The organism is Flavobacterium cryophilum (assembly GCF_048286555.1).
Classification (GTDB): Bacteria; Bacteroidota; Bacteroidia; order Flavobacteriales; family Flavobacteriaceae; genus Flavobacterium.
In genome coordinates this window covers 149890-173682 of the sequence record NZ_JBLVPZ010000007.1, presented here as the reverse complement: position 1 = coordinate 173682, position 23793 = coordinate 149890, and the positions used below count along the sequence as shown (strand labels likewise).

14 protein-coding genes are annotated in these 23793 nt (G+C 36.4%); 5 read left to right on the top strand and 9 right to left on the bottom strand.

Annotated features, from left to right (window positions below; translation table 11 throughout):
* Window positions 1-336 precede the first annotated feature (336 nt).
* From ACNQGJ_RS11705 to ACNQGJ_RS11680, 6 genes are all read right to left on the bottom strand, one after another.
* On the bottom strand, window positions 337-5460 hold the full coding sequence (locus tag ACNQGJ_RS11705) for a T9SS type A sorting domain-containing protein (protein ID WP_417972950.1): 5124 nt from the start codon (window positions 5458-5460) through the stop codon (window positions 337-339).
* A 943-nt stretch (window positions 5461-6403) separates the two neighbouring features.
* On the bottom strand, window positions 6404-7270 hold the full coding sequence (locus tag ACNQGJ_RS11700) for an alpha/beta hydrolase (protein ID WP_417972948.1): 867 nt from the start codon (window positions 7268-7270) through the stop codon (window positions 6404-6406).
* A gap of 163 nt (window positions 7271-7433) precedes the next feature.
* Window positions 7434-9068 (bottom strand): ABC-F family ATP-binding cassette domain-containing protein, encoded by a 1635-nt coding sequence (locus ACNQGJ_RS11695; RefSeq protein ID WP_417972946.1) that lies wholly within the window; start codon window positions 9066-9068, stop codon window positions 7434-7436.
* Between the two features lie 173 nt (window positions 9069-9241).
* Window positions 9242-10705, bottom strand: coding sequence for an alanine/glycine:cation symporter family protein (locus ACNQGJ_RS11690; protein ID WP_417972944.1), 1464 nt, complete (start codon window positions 10703-10705; stop codon window positions 9242-9244).
* A gap of 210 nt (window positions 10706-10915) precedes the next feature.
* Window positions 10916-12091: a GlmU family protein gene (locus ACNQGJ_RS11685; RefSeq protein ID WP_417972942.1), complete on the bottom strand. Its 1176-nt coding sequence runs from the start codon at window positions 12089-12091 to the stop codon at window positions 10916-10918.
* Between the two features lie 153 nt (window positions 12092-12244).
* Window positions 12245-12496 (bottom strand): type B 50S ribosomal protein L31, encoded by a 252-nt coding sequence (locus ACNQGJ_RS11680; protein WP_039109118.1) that lies wholly within the window; start codon window positions 12494-12496, stop codon window positions 12245-12247.
* 240 nt (window positions 12497-12736) lie between these two features.
* On the opposite strand from ACNQGJ_RS11680, the gene ACNQGJ_RS11675 reads away from it, so the two are divergent.
* From ACNQGJ_RS11675 to ACNQGJ_RS11655, 5 genes are all read left to right on the top strand, one after another.
* Window positions 12737-13267, top strand: coding sequence for a DUF4199 domain-containing protein (locus ACNQGJ_RS11675; RefSeq protein ID WP_417972940.1), 531 nt, complete (start codon window positions 12737-12739; stop codon window positions 13265-13267).
* 6 nt (window positions 13268-13273) lie between these two features.
* On the top strand, window positions 13274-14233 hold the full coding sequence (locus tag ACNQGJ_RS11670) for a glycosyltransferase family 2 protein (RefSeq protein ID WP_417972938.1): 960 nt from the start codon (window positions 13274-13276) through the stop codon (window positions 14231-14233).
* Window positions 14234-14429: 196 nt separating this feature from the next.
* Window positions 14430-16157, top strand: a complete 1728-nt coding sequence (locus ACNQGJ_RS11665) for a phospho-sugar mutase (protein WP_417972936.1) — start codon at window positions 14430-14432, stop codon at window positions 16155-16157.
* The gene (locus ACNQGJ_RS11660) at window positions 16157-17986 is read left to right on the top strand and encodes an ABC transporter ATP-binding protein (RefSeq protein ID WP_417972934.1); all 1830 of its coding nucleotides are present in this window, start codon (window positions 16157-16159) and stop codon (window positions 17984-17986) included. The genes ACNQGJ_RS11665 and ACNQGJ_RS11660 overlap by 1 nt, the downstream gene beginning before the upstream one ends.
* A 75-nt stretch (window positions 17987-18061) precedes the next feature.
* A complete protein-coding gene (locus ACNQGJ_RS11655) occupies window positions 18062-18763 on the top strand; it encodes a hypothetical protein (RefSeq protein ID WP_417972933.1) in 702 nt (233 codons plus the stop codon).
* Here the strand turns inward: ACNQGJ_RS11655 and ACNQGJ_RS11650 are convergent, their stop codons facing one another.
* The 3 genes from ACNQGJ_RS11650 to ACNQGJ_RS11640 form a co-directional block, all read right to left on the bottom strand.
* Window positions 18764-19486 (bottom strand): hypothetical protein, encoded by a 723-nt coding sequence (locus tag ACNQGJ_RS11650; protein WP_417972931.1) that lies wholly within the window; start codon window positions 19484-19486, stop codon window positions 18764-18766.
* Between the two features lie 109 nt (window positions 19487-19595).
* Window positions 19596-22064 (bottom strand): TonB-dependent receptor, encoded by a 2469-nt coding sequence (locus ACNQGJ_RS11645; RefSeq protein ID WP_417972929.1) that lies wholly within the window; start codon window positions 22062-22064, stop codon window positions 19596-19598.
* A gap of 12 nt (window positions 22065-22076) precedes the next feature.
* A complete protein-coding gene (locus ACNQGJ_RS11640) occupies window positions 22077-23774 on the bottom strand; it encodes a M23 family metallopeptidase (protein ID WP_417972927.1) in 1698 nt (565 codons plus the stop codon).
* Window positions 23775-23793 lie beyond the last annotated feature (19 nt).

Below are 23793 nucleotides of genomic sequence, written 5' to 3'. Positions count from 1 at the left end.
GGATATTGAAAAATCCTTTTTTACCTGTAAACTATTTTGTAAAACAGTGTATTAAACAGTAAAAAAAAAGAATTTTACTTTGCTATATCAAAGATAATCAATGAATTAAATCCCCATTTTAAAGCGGAAAGCAAATCAGATAAAAGGCATATATATTCGATAAAAAACTTATTAATTAAGAAAAATAGTATGCTTTAAAATAATTTGTACTTAAACTTAATTATCTGATAATCAGATAATTGTGTTTAATAAAAAACCTCGAAAGTTGAACTTTCGAGGTTTAGTTTAATATACTGATCCGTGTTAGTTTTCGAACCAGTTTAGTGTTAAAAACTACTATTTTGAAGAAATAACTTTTTTCACACTACTCCCTTTATCGGTAGTTAATTTTACAACATACACCTCTGATCGATCTACAAAAGAAGTAAGATTGAGTGTAACTTCTTTGTTCATATAACTACTAGTATCCATTTTTGAATATACAGAGACTCCTTGTGAATTAAGTATGTCGATTTTCACATCAGATACATAATCAAAATTATATCTAATAGTCAGTTGGTCTTGAAAAGGAACTGGGAAGGCATCAAAACTAGCTTTATCACCCAAATCATCTCCTTTTTTTGTTGCACTCGTTCCTCCTAATGGACATCCTGAATTATTAAGAATATCCAATTGAGTTGCTAATTTTCCAGGTGCAGTTCCTCCAGTCATAAAGGCCTGATTAACCGCATCTTTTACAGACTGTGGACTTTCAGAATATGGTGCTGGATAATCTACCTCATCACTACAAGCATTCAATAGAGCGGCTACTCCTTGACGAGCTAAATTATAAATACCTCCTCCACCTAAATTCAGTGCTTGCAATAAAGTTAAATTAGCAAGAGTAGAAGGTGCGTTCACAAACACATTTCCAAACAACATTGAAGGGGTGTAGCTAGAACACCATCTATCAGTATGGTTTTTCCAGTATCCTAATGTACAACCTTCAAATACACAAATTTGATTGGTAACCAGAACTACATCAGTCGCAGTACATCCATTTATTGGGTTTGTAACTGTTAATGTGTACGTACCGGCTGCATTTGCGGTTGGTGTGGCAGTATTGGCTCCAGAAACTATGATTCCGCCATTAGTGGCAACCCAAGAGTAAATTGCATTTACGTTGGTTGAAGACCCAGATAATAATACAGTAGTTTCTCCACATAATATTTGAACATCAACCCCTGCATTTACATTTGGAGGCGTATTGTTTAATGTTACCAAAGTCACATCGGTAGCAGTACATCCATTCGTTGGAGTAGTTACCGTTACTGTGTAGGTCCCGGCTGCATTTACAATTGGAGAGGCAGTAGTTGCACCGGAAACGATGTTTCCGCCATTACTGGCAACCCAAGAGAAGGTAGCTCCTACTGTTGTAGACGAACCGCTCAAGGCGATTGAAGTCACAGTGCAAGTCAATACTTTATCTGATCCTGCATTTGCATTTGGTGTTGCGTTGTTCAACGTCACTACGACTACATCTGTCATAGTACATCCATTAACTGGATTAGTAACCGTTACTGTATAGGTACCGGCTGCATTTACAGTTGGTGTTGCTGTTGTAGCACCAGAAACGATATTGCCACCATTGCTAGCAATCCACGAGAAGGTAGCACCTGCTGTTGTAGACGAACCACTTAAAGCGATTGAAGTTGCGGTACAAGTCAATACTTTGTCGGCTCCTGCATTTGCATTTGGCGAAGTAGCGTCAACTGTTACCAATACTACATCGGTAGCGGTACATCCATTTAGCGGATTAGTCACGGTTAACGTATACGTACCCGCCGCATTTACAGTTGGTGTTGCTGTTGTAGCACCGGAAACGATATTTCCGCCATTGCTCGCAACCCAAGAAAACATAGCACCTACTGTTGTAGACGAAGCATTCAAGGAAATTGAAGTAACAGTACAAGTCAGTACTCTATCAGCTCCTGCATTTGCATTTGGCGCATTACTATTTAGAGTTACCATCACTACATCGGTAGCGGTACATCCATTGATTGAATCAGTAACCGTTAGCGTATACGTACCAGCTGCATTTACAGTTGGCGTACCTGTGGTAGCTCCAGAAACAATGTTTCCGCCATTGCTGGCAAGCCAGACGAAGGTAGCACCTGTTGATGTAGAGGAACCACTTAAGGCGATTGAAGTTACCGTACAAGTCAATACTTTATCGGCTCCTGCATTTGCATTTGGTGCTGTATTGTTCAACGTTACTAAGACTACATCTGTCATAGTACATCCATTAGCTGGATTAGTAACGGTTAACGTATACGTACCCGCCGCACTAACTGTTGGTGTGGCTGTAGTACCACCGGACACAATGTTCCCACCATTGCTGGCGATCCATGAGAAGGTAGCTCCTGCTGTTGTAGACGAACCACTCAAAGCAATAGAAGTAACGATACAAGTCAGCACTTTATCGGCTCCTGCACTGACATTTGGTACAGTATTGTTTAACGTTACCAAAACTACATCAGTAGCTGTACATCCATTAGTTGGATTCGTAACAGTTAATGTATATGTACCGGCTGCATTTACAGTTGGTGTGGCTGTCGTACCACCTGAAACGATATTTCCGCCATTACTTGCAACCCAGGAGAAAGTAGCTCCTGCTGTTGTAGACATTCCACTCAAAGCAATTGAAGTAACCGTACAAGTTAACATTTTATCGGCCCCTGCACTTGCATTTGGAATATTACCATCAAGAGTTATCAACGCGACATCGGTAGCAGTACATCCATTTATTGGATTAGTAACGGTTAATGTATAAGTGCCGGCTGCATTTACAGTTGGTGCGGCTGTCGTACCACCTGAAACGATGTTTCCGCCATTACTGGCAACCCATGAAAACGTAGCACCTGCTGTTGTAGACGAACCACTTAAGGTGATTGAAGTAACAGTACAAGTCAATACTTTATCTGCTCCGGCATTTGCATTTGGCGCAGTATTGTTTAACGTTACTAAAACTACATCGGTAGCCGTACATCCATTGATTGGGTCAGTAACTGTTAAGGTATATGTACCGGCTGCATTTACTGTTGGTGTAGCTGTGGTACCTCCGGACACGATGTTTCCGCCAAGGGTGGCAACCCAAGAAAAGGTAGTACCAACTGTTGTTGACAAGCCACTCAAGGCGATGGAAGTAACAGTACAGGTCAATACTTTATCAGCTCCCGCATTTGCATTTGGCGCAGTATTGTTTAACGTTACCAATGCTACATCGGTAGCAGTACATCCATTAATTGGATCCGTAACGGTTAAGGTATACGTACCGGCTGCATTTACTGTTGGTGTAGCTGTTGTTGCTCCGGAAACGATGTTTCCACTGTTGCTGGCAACCCATGAGAAGGTAGCACCCGCCGTTGTAGACGATCCACTTAACGCAATTGAAGTAACAGTACAAGTCAACACTTTATCTGCTCCTGCATTTACAATTGGTGTTGTATTATTTAACGTTACCAATGCTATATCAGTTACAGTACATCCATTTGCTGGATTAGTCACTGTTAATGTATACGTACCAGCTGCATTTACAGTTGGTGTTGCTGTGGTACCACCAGAAACAATATTTCCTCCATTGCTTGCAACCCAAGAGAAAGTCGCTCCTGCTGTTGAGGATGAACCGCTCAAGGCAATTGAAGTAGTGGTACAATTCAACACTTTGTCTGCTCCTGCATTTGCATTTGGTATAGCAGCATCAAGAGTTACTAACGCTACATCAGTAGCAGTACATCCATTAGCTGGATCGGTAACAGTTAACGTATACGTACCGGCCGCACTAACTGTTGGTGTGGCTGTAGTAGCACCGGACACAATGATCCCACCGTTGCTGGCGACCCATGAGAAAGTCGCTCCTGCTGTTGAGGATGAACCGCTCAAGGCAATTGAAGTAGTGGTACAATTCAACACTTTGTCAGCTCCTGCATTGCCATTTGGCGGCGTATTGTTTAACGTTACCAAGGTTACATCGGTAGCGGTACATAAAGCACCGGCCGGACTAGTAACGGTTAAGGTATACGTACCTGCTGCATTAACAATTGGTGTGGCTGTATTTGCTCCAGAAACGATGTTACCCCCATTAGAAGCAACCCAAGAGAATGTCGCTCCCAATGTGGTTGAACTTCCGCTTAAGGCAATGGAAGTTGTTGTACAGGTTAACACTTTATCAACACCAGCATTGGCAATTGGAATAAAATTTAAATTCAACTGAATGGGAGCTCCCGGAAAATCCTTTAATTCAGATTGCGTTGAATTTCCTGAAGTCCGTGTTCTAATAAACAGCGTACTTAGTGTAAAGCATGGATTACTATTTGCTGTTGAGAACACTTGTGTAAGGTTGATAGCACCCTCAGCATATTGATTAGGAGTATAAACACCCGGAAAGGTTCCATAGGTATCAAACGGTACTGTGGTAGTCGAAAAATTATTCGTTAAATAAATTTCGCCAAAAAATTCAGAGTTGGGATGAACTACATATTGATACACACCAGGTGTTATTTGCGTCCATATTCGAATCACGACGGTAGCATCACCACCTCCCTGAACAAATTCAATAGTGATTAATATATCACCGACTGTACGTCCACCTTGGGTTCCTAATGTTGTAAATCCACCACTGCCCCCTGTAATTTGTGCAATACCAGTTAGGGGGTCAACGGCGCCTAAGGTGGCGCCAGTAATTGATAACGGAGCCTGTAAAAACTCGAAATCTATGTAACTGCTCCCATTGGTCACCTGACGGTCTCCTGCAAAAAGAGCCCATAAATCCGTAGCAACTCCAGGTCCACTAGTACCGGCAACAAAGGTCTGACCATCAATACTTACTCCACCTATTACGCCCGGATCACCGTAGCTAAAATGAACACCAGTATTTTGGATTTCATTTTTATCAGGTGAAGTTCCTGCTCCCCAAGTGTAGGTGTTTGGATTATCATTTATTTTATTGGAGGAGGTGAATGTAGTTGGATCATTTAGATAAGGATCTTGAAGGAAATAACTGACCGGAACAGTGGCAGGGATGGTGGGTTTGTAAAATACTTCACCGGTAAATGGGTTAATCAGCCCATGACCTGCAATGGTAGGATGCAACTTGTCAAACAAGTCGCCTACACCCTCATAAATAGTACCAATAGGTTCGTGAGCAAAGGCATCGCCGTCCACTCCTGAACCTAATCTTGGAGTGGATACAGGCACTACTCCTTGAATATTCTGTGAATTACCTGTATAACCCGTCATAAGAATTACCCCAAATATAAAAATCGAAGCAAGTGATTGACCCCAACAATTGAGCAGTGGCTTTGACAGCTGACTAATAGGAGCTCTGAAATTAAATTTTGAAAAACCTGCGTTGAATAGCCAGGTAAAAGTGTGCCAGTATTCTTGAACACTTTTTATCGTATAGAATATAAATTTTTTCATAATAATTTGGTTTTAAGACCATATTATTAATAAGAAAGCGCATGTAGAAGTGGGTTTTCGAAGATGTGAAAAGGTCCTATTTCATAGAGTGTAGTTTAATACCATAAATTAGAAAAAAAGGAAGTTACAAACTGGGGCATTACAAATTACGGAGATACAAATCAACCTTCATAAACACATTTACGAAGTAATCCATCATACAAAAGATTTTTATTGTGAAGAACAATAACTAAATTCTTTTAACAACCAAATAATTGCTTTATCAAGCAGTCTTAAAACTTTAATCTAAATCATGTAGTATTAAAATTAATAAAGATTCAAAGAGAATATTTCTATGTCAAAAAACAACTTTCAACAAACGAAATATCTTCATAAAAAAACAGATACAGGAAGCATTCTAATAAATAAATTACATTTTATAATAAAGAGCGTAAAACATTATTTTTAACGAAACAAACTTGTTTTAAAAAAACTCAATCTTAAATTATGTTCAATCAAAGTTAAGTATTACATCAAAAAAAGAAAAAAAAAACTACCCTAAACAAGACAAAATTCTATATTTCTCGACCAGTAACACTATTCGCTAAGAAAAGGTTTACACCTACAAAACTTTATTACATAATTACTCGTTAACTAATTGACTGTCAATTAATTAATCATTTTATTATTTAAATTTTGTTAATATAAAATCAATGTTAAAAAAATAGCAAATAGCTTTAACATATGATTTACGGACGTCTATTTTTGAAGTGCCATTCAATTAAAAGTTTCCTACATTTAAGGTCTGACAATGAATTGATAAAATGTTTCAATAAATTCTTGGAGAACTTAAAACATTGCTTTTATCAATAAAATACTTATAAGATTTAAAAAATAACAAAAAAAAAGACCGTTCATTGCTGAAAGGCCTTTTATGGTAAAAATTAAACTCTGCTCTTAATTTCTATTTTTCTGCAGTACTATTATTTCTTAAAATTTTACTAAAAAACAATACATGAGAAGGTAATGCATTTTCCCAATAATCCCAAGTATGGGCTCCGGGACGTTCCGTATAATCGTGCGAAACTTTATTATAAACAAGTCTTCGGTGCAATTCCCTATTAGATTCAATTAAAAAATCATCCACTCCACAATCGATAATCAATCCTAATTTGTTACTTTTTATTTTATCAACCATATTTAAAACAGCATTTGCAGCGTACACTTCCTGAGGAACTCCTTCAATTCCAAAAACTGGTTCCATTAATTTTGTAACTCTTTCCTTAGATTCCGGATTAATCATGCTACCCATATCCACCGCTCCGCTCATACTTCCTGCGGCACAAAATAGTTCCGGATGTTTTGTCGAAAGGAACAATGCTCCGTGACCTCCCATAGAAAGCCCGGTAATTACACGTCCTTTTCTGTCATTTATTGTGCGATATGTATGGTCTACTTTCTGGATAACTTCTGTAGTAATGTACGTTTCAAACTGACTTCCTTTATTAACAGGACTATCGAGATAAAAACTGAATGTTTCACCTTCCGGCATTACAATTATGATATTGTACTGATCCGCTAAATTATGCAATAAATTTTTATCCGGAGTTTTAGAAAGCCAATCATTAAAATGACCGTAGGCGCCATGCAACAGATAAAGAACAGGATAATTCACCTTACTTTTAGCATAAGAATTTGGCAATACTACCGCAGCTTTGTAGGTCTTGTTCATAGCCAAGCTCGGAATTTGCAACGTATCTGCCTTTGCACCATAAGAATGTACCGTATGGCCCAGAATAAAAAATAAAAATAAAATCTGAAGTTTTTTCATTTGAAAGTTTTTTTGTGATTGAAAAAGTAAATATACACTTTTTCAGAAATACTTGCTTTAGCGTGTACAAACCTTATCCATTGCTGCCATACCCGAAAGAATCGCAGTAAAAAAACTGTCTTCGCATGCTATTGAACCCTCTTTAGAATGATCTAACTAAATACTATTTTTCTATCTCTCGCATACTGTCCATTTTTTTATGTGCCAAGAAACCAGCAATATCTTCAAAATGTTCCACTACCCTTTTGTTGCCAAACTCGAAAACTTTAGTTGCTAATCCATCCAGAAAGTCCCTGTCGTGAGAAACTAGGATTAATGTTCCGTCAAAATCCCGCAGCGCATCTTTGATAATGTCTTTGGTTTTCATGTCTAAGTGATTAGAAGGCTCATCTAAAATCAATAAATTCACTGGTTCCAATAATAATTTAATCATTGCCAAACGCGTTTTCTCCCCACCGGAAAGTACTTTCACTTTTTTGGTTACATCATCGCCCTGAAACATGAATGCTCCTAAAATGTCTTTGATTTTAGTTCGAACATCTCCCACGGCAATATCATCAATAGTTTCAAAAATAGTGGCATTTTCATTTAATAAAGAGGCTTGATTTTGGGCAAAATAACCAATTTGTGCGTTATGTCCAATTTCTAAACTGCCACTATTTATTTCGATTTCTTTCATAATGGCTTTGATCATCGTCGATTTTCCTTCTCCATTTTTCCCTACGAAAGCGACTTTTTCCCCTCTTTCAATCACCATATTTGCATTCGAAAAAACCACATGATCTCCATACGCTTTTGATAAATCCTTTACAATTACTGGATATTGTCCGGAACGAGCAGCAGGCGGAAATTTTAATTTTAAAGCCGAATTATCCACCTCGTCAACTTGAACAATAACAAGCTTCTCTAACATTTTAACACGGGATTGAACAGCATCTGTTTTCGAGAATGTCCCTTTAAAACGATCGATAAAAGTCCTGTTATCAGCAATCATGCGCTGTTGTTCGTCATACGCTTTTTGCTGATGCACGCGTCTGTCTTTTCTAAGTTCTAAATAATGAGAATATTTCGCTTTATAATCATAAATACGCCCCATTGTAACTTCAATGGTACGATTGGTAATATTATCTACAAAAGCTCTATCATGAGAAATCACCACTACTGCTTTGGCTGAAGTAATCAAGAAGTCTTCCAGCCATTGAATACTTTCAATATCCATGTGATTGGTAGGCTCATCCAGTAAAATTAAGTCTGGTTTTTGCAAAAGTATTTTGGCAAGTTCAATTCGCATTCTCCATCCTCCAGAAAACTCTGAAGTTTGACGGACAAAATCCTCGCGGACAAAACCCAAACCAATTAAAATTTTCTCTACTTCGGCTTCATAATTTATCTCTTCGATAGCATAAAATTTCTCGCTCAGGTCAGAAACTCTTTCGATTAATTTCATGTAAGCATCACTTTCATAATCGGTACGAATCGTCAATTGCTCATTGATTTCGTCGATGTCTGCTTTCATAGCAAAAACTTCTCCAAAAGCTTTCGAAGCTTCTTCCATCACCGTGGCACCGTCAGTAGTCAATAGATGTTGTGGCAAATAGGCCACTACAGCATCTTTTGGCGCCGAAATATTTCCTGTTGAAGGTTTCGTTTGACCCGCAATTATTTTAAGCAGCGTCGATTTTCCAGCTCCATTTTTACCCATTAGGGCAATTTTATCATTTTCATTTATGGCAAAAGAAACATCACTAAAAAGTGTCGTCCCACCAAACTGCACGGATATATCGTTGACTGTAATCATTGTATTGTTGATGTATAATTTCGGTAATTCATTACTTCTATAAGTTGAAAACCGAGTTGTTTTTAAAAAGTGCAAAGATAGTTTAATAAAGTACTTTGTTTGCTATAAATAAAAGCTTCCGGAAAGAGAATAAAAATTCTTTTTCCGGAAGCTTTTTAAAGAAGCTACTATAACTATACTTCTTTATTTTTATTAATTTCGTCCCATAATGGCGCATTCATAACACCAATATTTTTTGGATTAAAAACAGGGTTGTTGCCTTCTTTCTTTTGTTTTTCATAATCTTTTAATGCTGCTAAAGCTGGTTTTTGCAACAGTAGAATTGCAATAATATTACACCAAGCCATAATCCCTACTCCAATATCACCAATAGTCCATATCAATGCAGCTTCATTGACGCAGCCGTACATAACGACTACTATCATGAGAATTTTTAATATTCGGTTAAAAATTGGGGAGTTCATCTTTCTAGTCAAATAAGAAATGTTAGTTTCGGCAATATAATAATAAGCCAAAAGAGTGGTAAAAGCAAAGAAAAATAACGCAATTGCCACGAAGAAAGAACCAAAACCAGGTAAAACGCTATCCATAGCACTTTGTGTAAATCCCGTACCAGCAGTTACATTCTGCGCGCCCTCGTATAAAAATTCAGTAGCCCCATTGGCACCTAAAACAGGGTTTTCAACATTATATTTCCCAGTGATCAGTAACATAAAACCTGTTGCACTACAAACCAATAATGTGTCTATATAAACAGAAAAAGATTGCACTAAACCTTGTTTTACCGGATGAGACACATTTGCTGCAGCAGCAATATGTGGTGCTGTTCCCTGTCCGGCTTCATTGGAATAAAGTCCTCTTTTCACACCCCATTGAATAGCCAGCCCAATAACGGCGCCAAATGCTGCGTCCTGACTAAAAGCACTCGTGAAAACCAACGATATAACGCCCGGCAGCGCTTGAAAATTTATCCCTATTATCACTAGTACAATCAAAATATAGCCGAGAGCCATAATAGGAACTACCACTTCAGTCACTTTTGCAATTCTTTTTACCCCACCAAAAATAATTGCTCCAAATACAACAGCAACAATAACGGCGGTAATTCTAGTGTCAAGATTAAAGGCATTGTTCAGACCGTCAGCCACTGAATTCGACTGAATACCGGGTAATAAAATGCCTGCTGAAATAACGGAAACGATGGCAAACAAAATGGCGAACCACTTTACACCCAATCCTCTTTCAATATAAAAAGCGGGACCTCCGCGAAACTGTCCCAAATGTTTCTCTTTATAAATTTGCGCCAGCGTAGCCTCTACAAAAGCAGTACTTGCGCCTAAAAAAGCAACTACCCACATCCAAAATAAAGCACCCGGACCCCCAAAGGTTATAGCTGTAGCCACACCTGCTATATTTCCCGTACCAACTCTACCTGCTAAAGACATCGATAAAGCCTGAAAAGAGGAAACACCTGATTCGGAACTTTTTCCATCAAATAGCAAACGAAACATTTCTTTAACATGCCGTAACTGAAGAAAACGAGTGCGGACAGAAAAATAAAGACCCGTTCCTAAACATAAAATTATTAAAGGCGTACTCCAAACTATTCCATTTATAACGTTGATAATCTTTTCCATATATTCAATTTACATTAATAATCTCAAAAAATAATTTTTATAAAACCATGCCATTATGCCGAAGAAAAACAAGTAATAGCCTTCCAAAACCCTAATAAAAGAATTTGCAGTACCCTTTCCACTTTAATTAAATTAAAAAAAAATGCTTTATTCGATTGAATGGAGCATTTTTCCTTTTTTTTAATAATTATAATTCAGTAGCAAAAACAATTATTCCTTTCTCCACTTTTTTGATTCTTCAAAAATATGTTCTAGAATAGCGGCTTCTCTTTCATCAAAATCCACGTTTCGGCGACTCATTACCAATCGAGCTGTTTCAAAAGCTTTTTTGGTCACATAAGTAGTAAAACCGGAAGCACCACCCCAAGAAAAGCTAGGAACAAAGTTGCGCGGAAATCCACTGCCAAAAATATTAGCACTCACTCCTACTACCGTTCCCGTATTAAACATAGTGTTAATGCCGCACTTGCTGTGATCGCCCATCATCAATCCGCAAAACTGAAGACCTGTTTTAGCGAAACCTTCCGATTCATAACTCCACAATTTTACTTCTTCGTAATTATTTTTTAAATTAGAATTATTGCTGTCCGCCCCAATATTACACCATTCACCAAGTACTGAATTTCCTAAAAATCCATCATGTCCTTTATTTGCATAGCCAAACAATACCGAATTATTGACTTCCCCACCAATTCTTGAATGTGGACCTACAGTTGTTGCTCCATAGACTTTGGCAGCCATTTTTACAGTTGCATTTTCGCACAAGGCAAAAGGGCCTCTGATTACCGAACCTTCCATAATTTCAGAATCTTTACCAATATATATAGGGCCTGCAGAAGCATTTAGCGTCACAAATTCTAATTTTGCTCCTTCTTCTATAAATATGTTTTCAGGTGCAATGACATTAACACTTTTTGGGATTGCTTGCGATTTTCTATCGTCGGTTAAATAATCAAAATCTTCTCGTATCGCAGCATCATTTTTAGCAAAAATATCCCAAGTATGTTCTACTGTTATGCACTCATCAGTATATTCGACAATTTCATAAGTATCAAAATCTACTTCTTCCTGCTCCTCATTTGTATAAAAAGCGATGACTTCATCTCCTTTAAAAATAGCTTGATTGGGTTCCAGATTACTCACCATCTCCGCCAATACATCATTAGGAAGAAAGGAAGCATTTATCATTACATTTTCCTCTAATTCTACCATTGGGAATTTCTCTGACAAATACTCTTCTGTCAATGTGGTGGTAGTAGAACCCAGACGCATTTCCCATTTTTGACGAATCGTCATGATTCCAATAAGAATATCAGCAACCGGGCGTGTGAAAGTAAAAGGCAATAAGGCATTTCGAGCAGGACCGTCAAAAAGTATGTAATTCATAAATTGATTATTTGTTGATTTGGTTGTATGTTGATTAAAAATTAGTTCAAACAACTTCCTTTTTTAACTATTGTCTTCAAAGTTACAAAGTTTTAAAATAAAAAAAAGCCTTCCGAAAAGAAAGGCTTTACTATAAGTATGAACAAGTTAAAATTATTTAACGTGTTTAGCGTATTTAGTTTTGAATTTATCAATACGTCCTGCAGTATCAATAAGTTTAGATTTACCTGTGTAAAAAGGGTGAGAAGTTCTAGAGATCTCCATTTTTACAACTGGATATTCAACTCCGTCAACTGTTAATGTTTCTCTTGTATCTGCAGTAGATTTAGTGATAAAAACCTCGTCATTTGACATGTCTTTAAATGCAACTAATCTGTAATTTTCTGGGTGAATTCCTTTTTTCATCTTGTGAATCTTTTTTATTTGTTAATTATAATTTGTCTTGAAGCTTTTCTTCTAACAGAAAAGGTATAAACTCCTTATAACTTTTTGTTTTACAATATTATTTTGAGTTTGCAAATTTACAATTATTTTCCAATAAACAAATCTTTGTCTCACTTTTTTTATATAATCGTAAAAAGTGATTTTTAGCACCGAATATATTGGGAATTGTTATATTTGTGGATTAATTCTAAAACCACAATAATGATAAATGAAATTATTAAAAAGAATGGAATAACCTTTGGAGTAACAATTGGAATTGTTTCTGCATTAATTACTTCAACAATTTACGCTATTGATTTAAATTTGTTTACTTCTTGGTGGATTGGAGTCTTAAGTATTTTGGTTTATCTTACATTGGGAATTGTTTTACTTACAAAAACAAAAAAAGAGTTGAACAATGTTTTCTCTTTCAAGGATGCTTTTACGACTTACTTCATAGCTACACTAATAGGTATTTTAATTTCAACTCTTTTTAATGTTCTTTTATTCAATTTCATTGATCCTTCTGCTAAAGAGACTTTAAGTGAATTAATGATTAAATACACTGTCAATATGATGCAAAAATTTAACACACCGGCATCAGCCATTAACGAAGCTATCGCAAAATTAAAAGATAATAATCCTTATTCTACATTAGAATTACTAAAAGGATCTGTTTTTAGTATTGTTTTTAGTTCAATTTTCGGATTAATTTTGGCCGCATTCTTTAAAAGCAAATCTACACAAGAATAAAAATTAATGAATTTATCAATACTCATACCGCTTCTCAATGAAGAGGAATCACTTAATGAACTTTACCATTGGATCATTAAAGTGATGCAATCTCATAATTATTCGTACGAAATCATTTTTCTGGATGATGGAAGTACCGATAATTCTTGGACTATTATAGAAGGATTTGCAAATGAAAACCCTCATGTAAAAGGGGTTCGTTTCATGAAGAATTTTGGAAAATCACAAGCATTGCATGCTGGTTTTGCAAAAGCGCAAGGTGATGTTATAATTACTATGGATGCTGACTTGCAAGACAGCCCAGAGGAAATCCCGGGTTTGTACGATATGATTACCAATGGCAACTATGATTTAGTTTCCGGATGGAAAAAGAAACGCTACGACTCCGTTGTGGCAAAAAACTTGCCGTCTAAATTGTTCAACTGGGCTGCCCGAAAAACATCGGGAGTGGAATTGAATGATTTTAACTGCGGACTGAAAGCTTATAAAAATATTGTGGTAAAAAACATTGAAGTTTCAGGTGAAATGCACCGATACATTCCTGTTTTGGCAAAAAATGCCGGTTTTGGAAAAATTGGCGAAAAAGTAGTGCAGCATCAAGCCAGAAAATATGGCGAAACTAAATTTGGTATGGAACGTTTCATTAATGGTTTTCTGGATTTAATTACCATTTGGTTTCTTTCAAGATTTGGAAAACGACCGATGCATTTATTCGGCGCCATGGGATCTGTAATGTTTATAATCGGGTTTATGCTTGCCGGATATATTGGCATTTCAAAATTATACCATATGTACAATGACATGCGCTATAGTTTGATAACAAATAACCCTTGGTTTTATATCGCACTTACCACAATGGTTTTGGGAACACAATTGTTTTTGGCTGGATTTCTTGGCGAAATAATTTTGCGAACAAAAAATAATGAAGAGCGTTATAAAGTGTCTAGTGAAGTTAATTTTTTATAGTATCAACGAAAACTAAATGAAAAGATAATTTTTCTCATGTAACTAATAAACTAGCCCTGATAACAGCGGCATCCTTTTTCTTTTTTTTCTTTAAAAAAATAAAAAGATACAGCAGATAGCAGGATATAGCTCCTAAAAAATAAAACGACTGTATTTAAATTTTAATTACGAATTTAGAAACTAAAAAACATATAGCATGGAAATCAAACAAAACATTTTGGATGCAGTAAATGAGTGGCTCACGCCTACATTTGACACCGCTACACAGGAAACTATTAAAGAATTGATGACTACCTCGCCTAAAGAACTGGAAGAGCGCTTTTATAAAAATCTTGAATTTGGAACTGGTGGAATGCGCGGTGTTATGGGCGTAGGAAACAACCGCATCAATAAATATACGCTTGGAAAAAGCACACAGGGACTTTCGGATTACTTGCATACTGCTTTTCCTAACCAGCCTTTGAAAGCGGTTATTGCTTACGATTGCCGTCATAATAGCGATACGTTGGCCAAACTAGTTGCGGATGTTTTCTCGGCTAACGGAATTGAAGTGTATTTGTTTTCGGAATTGAGACCTACTCCGGAACTGTCATTTGCGGTGAAACATTTAGGTTGTCAATGCGGAATTGTTCTTACTGCCTCTCACAACCCACCGGAATATAACGGATACAAAGTATACTGGCAAGATGGTGGACAAATTGTGCCACCAGAAGATGAGGGAATCATCTCTGTTATCGAGAATTTAAATTACAATCAAATCAAGTTTACTGCCAATGAAGACTTGATACATTATATTGATACGGAAGTTGATGAAGCTTTTATCAAATCGACTATCGAAAATGCCAGCTTCGGAACTTCGGCTGACGCCAAAGAAAATCTGAATATTGTTTTCACCTCTTTGCATGGGACTTCCATAACCTTAGTTCCTGATACCTTATCGCAAGCAGGTTATCCAAACGTGAATATTGTTGAAGAACAAAGAGTGCCGAATGGTGATTTCCCAACCGTTAAATCTCCAAATCCAGAGGAGCCGGAAGCACTGTTAATGGCATTGGCTTTGGCGGACAAAACGAATTCGGATATTGTTATTGGAACTGATCCTGACTGTGATCGTTTGGGAGTTGCCGTTAGAAATAACGAAGGCAAAATGACGTTGCTTAACGGAAATCAGACCATGATTTTGATGACTGCCTTTTTATTGGAACAATGGAAAAAAGCTGGCAAGATCAATGGAAAACAATTTGTAGGTTCTACAATCGTTTCTACTCCTATGATGATGGAATTAGCCACAAACTACGATGTAGAATGCAAAGTGGGTTTGACCGGTTTCAAATGGATCGCCAAGATGATTAAGGATTTTCCTGAGTTGGAATTCATAGGTGGTGGTGAAGAAAGTTTTGGTTATATGGTAGGTGATGCCGTACGCGATAAAGATGCTGTTGCGGCTACTCTATTGATTTGCGAACTTGCAGCTCAAGCCAAAGCCAAAGGAAGCACAGTATACAAAGAATTACTACAACTATATGTTGACAACGGTTTTTACAAAGAATACTTAGTTTCGTTGACTAAAAAAGGAATGGATGGTTTGCAGGAAATCAATCAGATGATGATTGACATGAGAGAGAATCCAATGAAAGAAATCAACGGACAACGTGTGATTATGCTGGAAGATTACCAATCATCGATAGCGAAAAATTTGCTTACGGATGAGGAAACCAAAATGAATATTCCAAAATCGAACGTATTGATTTATTATACGGAAGACGGATCAAAAATTTGTGCCAGACCAAGCGGAACGGAACCAAAAATAAAATTTTACATCAGTGTAAATACGGAATTGGAATCAGTTGAAGATTTCAACGAAGTAGAAACCGTTTTAAACGAAAAAATTAAAAATATTATTATTGCAATGCAATTGAACTAATGGACAGAAATTTAATAAAATTAATTCCTTTTACTAAACCGTACAAAACTCATATTATCTGGAATGTGGTGTACAACGTTCTTTATGCGTTGTTTAGCACTATTTCTATGCTGACTCTGCTTCCGGTACTTCAAGTGCTTTTTGGCAAAGTCAAAACAATTGAAAAAGAGCCAATATATACCGGAATTGGAAATATAAAAGATTACGGAACTGATCTTTTGTATTTTAAAATTACCGAATTAACAAAAGATAATAGTCCTCAGTTTGCCCTTTTACTTGTCGTTTCTTTGGTAATCGTCACTTTTTTATTCAAAAATTTGTTCAATTACCTCGCTTCTCATCACATCATGCACCTCAAAAATGGTGTGTTACGTGATTTACGAAAATCAATGTATGACAAAATAATTGAATTACCCATATCCTACTATTCAGAGAAAAGAAAAGGAGATATTATGGCGCGAATGCTAGGTGATGTGAACGAGGTTCAAAATTCTTTTTTTTCAATACTGGAACTGATCGTAAAAGAACCATTGACGATTGTGTTTGCAATAGTTACCATGTTTTTTATAAGCGTAGAACTTACGTTTTTTGTTTTAGTTTTTATTCCGATTTCGGGATTTATTATTTCAAAAATCGCTAAAAACTTGAGAGCACAATCCCTACAGGCACAAAAAGAAAGTGGGTTTCTGATTTCAATAGTAGATGAAAGTTTGGGCGGTTTGAAAGTAATTAAAAGCTATAATGCAGAACCTAATTTTAAAAACAGATTCAACGATTCGGTAACCCGATTATTGCATTTATCAAATAGCATTGGAGACAAAAATAATTTGGCAACGCCATTGAGTGAATTTTTAGGAATCACAACAATAGCTGCCTTGCTTTGGTATGGTGGAAACTTAGTGTTAATTGACAAAACTCTTGAAGGCGCGGCTTTTATTGTTTTTCTTACGTTGGCCTTCAATATTCTAACTCCTGCCAAAGCCATTTCTAAAGCATCTTATGCCGTGAAAAATGGTTTAGCTGCCGCAGAACGGGTTTTTGAAGTTTTAGAAGTCGAAAATGAAATCACTTCAAAAGAAAATGCGATCGAAAAAAACACTTTCGATTCGAATATAACCCTCAAAAGCATTAACTTTAAATACGAAAAAGAAAATGTTTTGAAAGACTTTACGCTTGAAGTCAAAAAAGGACAAACGGTGGCTCTTGTCGGGCAATCCGGAAGCGGAAAAAGTACCATTGCTAATTTGCTCACCCGCTTTTATGACACCAGTGAAGGCGGAATCACCATTGACGGAACCAACATAAAAGATTTTAGTTTAAAATCACTTCGAGGGTTGATGGGCTTGGTTACACAAGACAGTATTTTATTTAATGACACGATCAAAGCCAATGTCGCATTGGGAAAAATAGACGCTACAGATGAGGAAATTATTGAAGCGTTGAAAATTGCCAATGCTTATGAATTTGTCAAAGATTTACCGTTAGGCATTCACACGAACATAGGAGACAGCGGAAACAAACTTTCCGGAGGTCAAAAACAACGACTGTCGATTGCCAGAGCCGTTTTGAAAAATCCTCCCATTATGATTCTCGATGAAGCCACTTCAGCCTTGGATACCGAAAGCGAAAAATTCGTTCAAGTGGCGCTGGAGAACATGATGCAAAACAGAACCTCAATTGTCATTGCGCACCGTCTTTCTACGATTCAAAAAGCAGATTTGATTGTGGTGATGCAAAAAGGAAAAATAGTGGAACAAGGAAAACACGACGAACTTATTGCATTGAATGGCATGTACAATAAATTAGTGTCTATGCAATCTTTCGAATAACGATATAGAGTACCGTTTTTTGTGACCACTAAAATCTTTAAATACTATTATTTTTTAAATCTTTAAGTCTGAAAAATGTACATCAACAATCCCAACATAAAACTTCCAAAAGACCCAAACACGGTTGTTTGGAAGTACCTTGATTTATCGAAGTTCTTAGACTTGTTAATGTCAGAAAAGCTATTCATGTCCCGATCTGATAAGTTTGAAGATCAATATGAAGGTACCTTTAGCGAACCTACTTTTGAGGAGATAAAAAAACTTTCTATTGACAAGCCTGACTTTTTAAACTATTACAAAACACATCGAGAAAAAGTAGCCATCAGCAGTTGGCACATCAATGAATATGAATCGTTTGCGATGTGGCAGATTTTTACGCAAAACAATGAAGGTTTAGCCATTCAATCTACAATTGGTCGATTGCAGGACTCGCTTGCGTCGGAAACTTATTTCAAGCAATATATTGGGGAAGTAAATTATATTGATTACAAAAAAGAACACATTCCGTTTGACGATATGTTTTTCCCTTTTTTGTTCAAACGAAAAAGTTTTCAGTATGAAGGCGAAGTACGCATCATTACCGACATTGGCGAAAGCGATGTAAAAATCAATGAGGGACTTAAAATCAATATAAATATCAACCAGTTAATCGAAAAAATATACATCCATCCCAAATCTGAAAACTGGTATAAAAATCTGGTCATTCAACTAGTTAAACAATTGGGATTTGCTTTCACCATTGAAAAATCAGACTTGGAAAGTGATATTTTGATTTAACTAAACCGGCTCATATCCAATTATTTTCCACTCCTTTTTTGACAAATCGATATAATAGTAATTCACCACATCTTTCTTATCAAATTGTCCGTTTTTATTAGTATCCTCAACTGTTCTAAAATACAATCGATTGTTCGATCCTATCAATTTCCAATCGATTAATTCCTGAAAATCAGAAGATATTTTAGTGAATTTCTCGCCACTTATTTCACTTAAATACAATGCTTTGATATCACTTGTATCTAATTTTCCATCTTTATTTGTATCCATATCAACCATCGTGTATACCATAATTTGATTATTGGTATTATCAGCAACCGACTTTAAATACGTAGCTGTTTGAATCAAAACAGGTTTATCAGTCAATTTTCTGATGGAATCCGAATCAACTTTTTGAAATTTTAAATTCTGTAAAAAACCGGTGATTTCAAATTCACCATAATTGGAAATCGTAAAACTCAAATCGTTAACGCTGGAAGAACCATATCTCGATTTTATCCCTTTTTCACGAATACTTAAATCAGCAACAGGATGAATCAAATAATCCGTTCCTTCCATTTGAAGTGGCAAATCGGCAATTTGTATTTGGGTTGAATCAGCTTTAGCTAGTTCTTTTGCTCTATTTGTTCCATCGTAAGTAACTTTTGGTTTTTCAACCTCCTCTTTACAACTGGCTAAAAGCAAAAATGCAATTCCTAATATTGTGATAGGTAGTTTTTTCATGTTGTTGTACTATTATAATTCAAATGTAGTCATTTTTAAAAATGGTAATGGTATTCAATACTTGATTTAACGAATTAAAATTGGGTTAAACTTTAGTAATTCTTTACGGTTATAATTTCGCTGTCAATTTCACATTAAAAACTCTGGTGGTCATATAATTAGGAATTGCATATTGATTTTTAGAATACACATCGCGAACCCAAGTATTCGTAATGGCATTTTGATTGTCAAAAAGATTAAAAATCTCTAGTCCGATCGCTAACTCTTTAAAGTCTTTAAACCAACCCGTATTCTTTTTTACGGTTGTATTATCGATAAAAACTTTAGAGAAACCAATGTCCACACGGCGGTAATCATTCAACCTGTTTTGATACAAATAAGGATCGGCATAGGATGGAGAACCTCCCGGCAATCCAGTATTGTAAATTAAATTCAGGTACAATTTTATACTTGGAATATTAGGCATGTAATCCTGAAACAAAAGCCCGAATTTCAATCTTTGATCCGTAGGTCTGGCGATATATCCTTTATCGTTACTGCTTTCTTCTGTTTTCAAATAACCAAAACTAAACCAAGATTCTGTTCCTGGTACAAACTCCCCATTCAAGCGAACGTCTAATCCTTGCGCGTACGCTGTTGCATTATTGTTGGCAGCGTAACGAATGCGAACATTGTCAATGGTATAGGTATTTACATCTGTCAGTGATTTATAGTACAACTCAGACACTAATTTAAAAGGACGCTCCCACATTTTGAAACTATAATCATTGCTAAAAACAACGTGAATCGATTGTTGCGCCTTGGTATTAGGCTGTACTATTCCATCTGCATCCCTCAATTCCCTATAAAATGGCGGCTGGTGGTATAATCCTCCCGAAAGTCTGAAAACCATATCTTTATCCCAGTCCGGCTTTATTGCAAATTGCGCTCTTGGACTAATAGTAATTTGGGATTTTCCAGCTGTAAAAACACCCATAACTTCCCAATTGTGCGCGCGCACGCCTGCATTGTACCAAACTTTACTAGAACCAATATTCGATTTTAAACTCCATTGGCCATAACCCGAAAATCTATTGATGTCGTTGAAATTAGTCGCCCGGATATTTTGATACGGAACAAGCGGTCCAGTGTAGGGCGAATACGGCTGATCATTTTTAGGCAGATCAATAACTGGTGAATTCAATGAAAAACCAGCCGAATCGATGACCTCCCACTCTATTATTCTGTCACGAATGGATTCTCGTGTATATTTTATGCCCCATTCAAATTGGTTTTCTTTCCAATCGTGAAATCCTTTTATCTCCGCATTTACAATTAAGGCATCTAAATCATTTCTGGCATGACTGAGCTGGGAGCCAATTCCTCTTGTAAAAGCAACTTCTCCAAAAGTTTCTGATCCAATACTGGAATCCACTTCGCCTAAACGGTATTGCGCAAAAATATCAAAATATTCTTGTTCTAAAGTTTGAAAAACAGAACCGATAAATTTTAAGATGAAAGTATCAGATACATTGAACGTTGTTTTTAAAGCTCCAAAATACGTGTCATATTTATCTTTTTCCTGACCTTCATAAAAAACGGTAAGAGCCATAGGATTATCTATGGTACCAAAATTAGTCTGTCTCGTTAACGGCTTATAGTGGTATTTATTTTGAGATATATTCCCCAGAAAACTCCATTGCCATTTAGCCGACGCTTGGTAGTTTATATTGGTTTGAATATCCGCAAACGAGGGAGTAAAATTCGTCTGTGTCTCTTGGCTTTTCACCAAGAGGCTGTTGTTGCGGTATCGGACTCCCGTAACTGCAGACCATTTTTTATTCTTAGAAACAGCATCAAAAGAAAGGCTACCACCAAGAAAGCTCGCTTCAAGGCTTGCGCCAAATTTAACCGGATTTCTATAGGTGATATCTAAAACAGACGATAATTTATCTCCAAATTTAGCTTGGAAACCTCCAGCCGAGAAATCCACATTTTGTACCAAATCCGTATTGGTAAAACTCAGACCTTCTTGTTGTCCCGAACGAATTAGAAACGGACGATAGACTTCGATTTCATTGACATAAACCAAATTCTCGTCGTAATTCCCGCCTCGCACTGCGTACTGCGTACTCAATTCGTTATTAGAATTTACTCCGGGTAGGGTTTTCAAAATATTTTCGATTCCAGCATTCGCCCCGGGAATTTTTCGAATCATTTCAGGCTCAATTGTAGTAATTCCTTGAATCAACTTTCTATTGTTTGTCGTCACAACCACTTCACCCATCTGTTCTTCCTGATCACTCATCACTGGGTTAAACTCTTTTTGTTCATTAGAATCCAAAGAAAAAATAATCGTAATTTTTTTCAAAGAGAGGTGAGTAAAAATTAACGTTACTTTTTGGTTCGCAGGGATCTTAAGATCATAAAACCCATTATTATTGGTTTGAGTGCCAATGCTGGAATACGAAACATTTACGTTTTCTACCGGTTGATTGTTTTTGTCTAAAACAATTCCTTTTATTCTAGCCGTTTGGGCCAATAAAGGTAGAATTGCGAAGAAAAAAAAGAAAACAAAAATTAATTTATTAGCACTCAATTGATTTGGTTTTTATTTTTTTTGACTTCTAAAAAAACGAGTTTCAAAGGTAGTTGAATTTCCTACGTTATCAATCACTACAACTTTTAAATCATTGGCGCCATCAGCAACAATTGCATCACTGAAATAATGTGTTAATTTTCTGGTTTTGTTATCGTATTCGAATAATACCCATTTCCCATTTAAATAGCCGTTGTATGATTTTATACCGGCCAAATCATCATAAATAGAAAGCTGAATTGTTTTTTGCTCGCTGATCCATTTCCCTTCAACGGGAACGGCTATGCTTATTTTTGGAGCAGTAGTATCTGAGACCAAAGTATATTTACCTAAAATCTTAACCTTTGTGTTGAAAATGCTGTCTTTTCTATAGGTTGGATTGTAATTTATTTTTTTTCCTTCGATTCTGCCAATGAACATTTTTTCTCTTTGCGCTTCAGTAGATTTTGTGTCTTCAATTGAAATCGTAAAATTAGTGTGAGCAGGAACCGTGTCCTCATGTAAAAACAAAGTGTCATTTTTTACATCAAAATTTAAATCAAAATCTTCATAAAAAGTTCCCGCAGGAAAGAAAACCGACATATTTGCTAAAGCAAAATTGCTGTCTTTGTTTGCTTTTACAAAATAGTTCGATTGAGTAGGCTCCGGGCTGATCGTTGTAGACAACAAATCATATCGGATTGGGATGGCTATCGTTTTTTTATTTCCAAAGAAATCTGAAACTTCAATGCGATACAGCGATGCCAAATTCGGAAGCACTGGCAAAACACCTTTGTTTTCATCGGCTTGAATGAAACTCAAATTATATGGGCTTTTCATGAATAATTTCTGAACCCGTTGCTGCATTTTCTTATAACGCGAATAATCAATCAGCGCGTTGATGTAACGCATGTCATCAAATGAATAGGTATTGAATTCGTATCCGAAGTTTGGTTTCCCATTATAAAAAGACTGTACTTTATACACTCCGTTATTATTAAATGAAACATCATCACTGTCGTAAGCCGAAATACCAAAACCTATTGAACCATTTGCAACTACTTTATCTGCAAGGTACGTTCCGTCTTTTTGCAACGAAACATTTAGTAATAAAGGTCTTTTACTATGGTTAACCGTAGTTTTCGAATCTAAAGGATAAACGTAAACCCCGGAAACAACAGGACTCTTGGTGTCCTTTAAAAATTCATTGAACCCAAAAAGCATCGGATTGATAATAAACTCTGTTGCAGAATCCCTAAATTCAAAATGCAAATGAGGACCTTCTGAAGAACCGGTATTTCCAGAAAAAGCAATAACTTCCCCTTTTTTCACCACCATTTCATCAGGCTTAAAAAACATTTCGATTTCAAATGATTGCTCCTTATAATGAGTTAGTTTGATGTAGTTTTCAATTTCACCATTGGCCATTTTTAAATGTCCATAAACGGACGTATACCCATTGGGATGATTGATATAAATTGTTTTTCCATTACCAAAAGTAGAAATCTTTATTCTAGACACATAACCATCGGCTACTGCGTACACCTTTAGCCCTTCTTTTTGTTGCGTTCTTATATCAAAACCGGCATGAAAATGATTGGGTCTCAACTCCCCAAAATTCCCGGATAATTGAATCGGAATATCTAAAGGCGATCGGAAATAATCTTTTGGATAGTCGGCTTGTGCAAAAACGGAGGCGCAAAAAAATAAAAAAAATACAGAAAATCTCATTGTTTACATTTTTGCTAAG